Annotated in this window: 3 protein-coding genes; all 3 read right to left on the reverse strand. The window is 48.9% G+C overall.

Features of this window, described 5'->3' with window-relative positions:
- A partial coding sequence (locus tag VIM72_RS04185) for a glycosyl hydrolase 2 galactose-binding domain-containing protein (protein WP_414648937.1) occupies positions 1 to 422 on the reverse strand: 422 nt, incomplete at its 3' end.
- A 45-nt stretch (positions 423 to 467) separates the two neighbouring features.
- Positions 468 to 1,871 carry a DUF5005 domain-containing protein gene (locus VIM72_RS04190; protein ID WP_332001611.1) on the reverse strand — a complete coding sequence of 468 codons (1,404 nt, stop codon included), beginning with the start codon at positions 1,869 to 1,871 and terminating at the stop codon, positions 468 to 470.
- A gap of 7 nt (positions 1,872 to 1,878) precedes the next feature.
- Positions 1,879 to 3,611, reverse strand: a 1,733-nt coding sequence (locus tag VIM72_RS04195) for a SusC/RagA family TonB-linked outer membrane protein (RefSeq protein ID WP_332001612.1), incomplete at its 5' end; no start/stop codon positions are given.

Raw genomic sequence — 3,611 nt, forward strand, 5'->3', positions numbered from 1 at the left:
TCCGTTACATCAAATTTGCCCCGGTCCATAAATCCATCCAATGCGCCTATACGCCGGCCATTCAGGTATACTTCCGCTTTGCGGTTCACTCCTTCGAAATTCAGCCATTGCTTTTCTGCACTATTGCGTGTAGGCGTAAACGTGGTACGGTACCAGAAATCGCGGTCGTATTTTGCTTTATCTACCCGGTAAATGTTATCACCAAAATTGGGATCTTTCTCCAGGCCGGCTGCTACAAAAGCGCCGAATACAGTGCCTGGCACCTCTGCATCTACCCAGTTATCATCGTTATAGCCAGGCGAATAAATACCCGGCTCCTGCCCCGCTTCCGATACAGCTTTTACTTTCCAGTGCACAGCGGTGTTACTGCTGTTTAGGCTAAACGTCTTTTCCTGTGCTTTTAATGCCGGCCCTGCTATCATCAACAAGAGCAGCAATTTTTTTCCTTTGCTATTGAACAAGATCTGTTATTTCCAATTGAATACCCGTACAAAATATGGCCGGTACCTGTCTGCGCTACCAGGACTGTTAAAGTTGCTGGCAAAATCAGTGGGATTAATATTATAAGAGATCACCAGCTCTCCCTGCCGGCTCAGTGCATGATGCACAAACGCATTGTAGGTGATCATATCGCCGGTGTACTGGTCGGGAATATGGTAAATGGTGCGCTTGTTGGTCCATGGCCCAACGGGCGTACTGGATTCAAGAATATAAATATCCAACCCGAAAATGATCTGTTGTGATACGAGGTAATATTTTCCATCTTTGAAAAACACGTTAGGCTGACTGATATCACTACAAACATTATACTTCACAGGAGTATTGCTCCACCCGGTACCGTTGTAATATTCCCAGGCGCCGGTAAGATCCTGCCCCGCTACACGGGCTACATACATGGAAGAAGTAAGAAAACCGTTTTCCGTGCTGTACATATACGTATAGCCATCCGGCGCTTTCATACTGCCTGCGCTGTAATTGCTGAGCACATCTTTATCCTTTATGATCTGGCTGAGCTGCATGGAAGGCAAATCGAAAATAGCGAGGTCGGTGCTTATATGTGCAAAATCCCAGGAGCCGGCGCCTGTTTTCCTGACATGACTCAGCAGCATCTGGAATTTATTGTTATGTACCTGTCCTGCGCCGGGCCAGTACCAGTCCTGGTCTTCCGCGGCTGTGCCATATTTGATCCAGGTCTGACTGGCAGTGCCGGTGCCGGGGTTCAGCTGTACAAAGCTCTGCAAAGAGGTGTCCAGTTGCAGGTGTGCGGCATTACGAAGCATCACGTTGTTGGTACGGTTACGGTCGGCGCTCACCTGTCCGAAAAAGCTGTCCTGGAACGACCATACAATACGGCCGTCGGGCAGTAAAGCGGAGTAGCAACCGTCGCCGCCATTCCAGTTCTGGTAACGGGTAAGGTAATCGTTATAATCAAGATCGCTGTACACGGTTACGTTCGGGTCCCAGCGGCCATTATTAGGCAGCAGTTGCAGGCGCGGCCCTGCAGTCTCGGCTGTCTTTTTCAGGATGCGCACATACCAGTATTTCTGAATACCTGCTTCGGAAGTAACACGGTACGTATAGCGGTTGCCGTTAGTCGCAAAATCTACTTTCACACCCGGTGCAGGAAGTACGGTTGCGCTTTTGGAAACAGTTACCAGCGGACTGACGGCGCTCAGGTCCACATCGTCATCCACCCATAATGTAACGGTAGCGGAATCCGTTCCGTTTACGATCTCAGATGCACCTACCTGCCCCTGAGGCAACCGGAAGGAAATGATGGCGCGTTCCTGGCTCTGGTAGCCATTTAACGGGCTCTTCATACAGGAAGAGAAGATGCCGCTGGTCATCAATAGCAATAGCAGTTTGTTCATAAGGATATTATTTAAAACCGATTTGAATACCCAGGTTGATCACCCGCTGGTTGATATATGCATCCCCTGCAGAGTTACTGGCCACTTCAGGATCCTGCTGGTACTTATCATAGTTGGTCCAGGTGAACAGGTTATATGCACTCAGGTAAAGACGGGCATTATTGATCCGCGCCGGTAACCAGCGGCTGGGCAATTGATAGCCCAGGTCTACTGTTTTCAATCGTACATAACGTGCATCAATCAGCCAGAAGTCCGACATATAAGTACGTGCGCTGTTGATAGTGGTAGGGTTACTGGTAAGCCGCGGGAACTGCGCATTAGCAGCATTCTCCGGCGTCCAACGTTGCTGGTGGATAGGCTGGAACTGGCTCTGGAAAGTTTCGATACCGGTACCTACCACGCTGAAGCTGTATCCAAATGATCCCTGGAATAACAGGTTTACGCTAAAGCCTTTATAGCTGGCGCCCAGTGTAAGCCCCAGCACAGTATTGGCCAGGTTGGGTTTACCAATAGGCCCCTGGTCGTTGTTATCAATTACCCCATCGCCATTGATATCCTTATATTTCAGATCGCCCGCCTGGATAGGGTATTCGCTGAGCGGAGTAGCTGGTTTATCATGTGTATTCGCCTGGATCTTCTGTACATCCTCCGGTGTGTAATAACCTATGAAGGTATACCCGAATGGCTGATCAATAGGCAGTCCTGTTCTTGCCAGCCAGGGATAAGCCGGTTGTGCTTCATCTGCAAACAGTACCTTATTTTTAAAATACTGGAATACCAGGCTGGTATTAAAGAACACCTGGCGGATATTTCCCCGGTAGTTGATCTGCCCGTCGAAGCCCTGGTTGCTGGTTCTGGCTACGTTGGTAGGACTATACCCAATACCGATGATATTCGGCACAGAGCCCTTGCGTACCAGCTGATCAAAACGGATATCGTGGAAATAATCTATTGTGAAAGACAGTTTGTCTTTAAAGAGATTGACGTCGATACCTACGTCTGCTTTTTTTGCTTTCTCCCAGGTAACATTCATATTACCGAGATCGCCTTCGTAGATAGAACCATTCTGCGTATCATTCTCCCCAAAAGAATAACCACCGCCATTTACATATTCCTGGCGATACAGGTAACGGTTACCAGAAGTAACGTCCGAACCTACCACACCATACGATCCGCGTATTTTCAGCAGGCTTACAAAAGAGATATTATTCTTAAAAAAGGGCTCTTCCGAAATGCTCCATCCTGCACCCACGGCGGGGAAGAAACCGTTCCTCTTTTTCGCCTGGAACCTGTCGGACCCATTGTAGGCGCCGTTGAAATCGAGCAGGTACTTTTGTTTGTAGTTGTAACCCACCTTAAAGGAGAAGCCCCTGAAATTAGCGGGGATATCAGCCTTCGACGTATAGCTTTGCCTGTTATACAGCGCCAGCCCGTTAAAGGAGTGATCGCCGAAAACACGGTTGTAGCTAAGGAAGGCCTGTGTATTTACATTCCGGCTATAGAGATCTGTATTGCCTGTAACCCGGTACTTCTGCAGGCGGTAGTTGCCGCGCGGATCGAGGGTGTACGACTGGTCGGCCGGGTTGTAATGATAAGAAGGCGGCTCCGCTTCGCGGAACAGGTTCCTGGCGTATTGTTCTATACCGCCATAGGCGATACGGCCGGTGAGCGATAATCCTTTCGTGAGGAAATCGAGTTGCTGCGTTATATCATACAGCACATCGAAGTCCGTTCTTTTAG

The sequence above is a fragment of the Chitinophaga sp. genome, from assembly GCF_036569185.1.
Classification (GTDB): Bacteria; Bacteroidota; Bacteroidia; order Chitinophagales; family Chitinophagaceae; genus Chitinophaga.

Bases quoted from the DNA above. Each gene is read 5' to 3' on its own strand.
- VIM72_RS04190 (WP_332001611.1), bottom strand. From the start codon at position 1,871: ATGAACAAACTGCTATTGCTATTGATGACCAGCGGCATCTTCTCTTCC.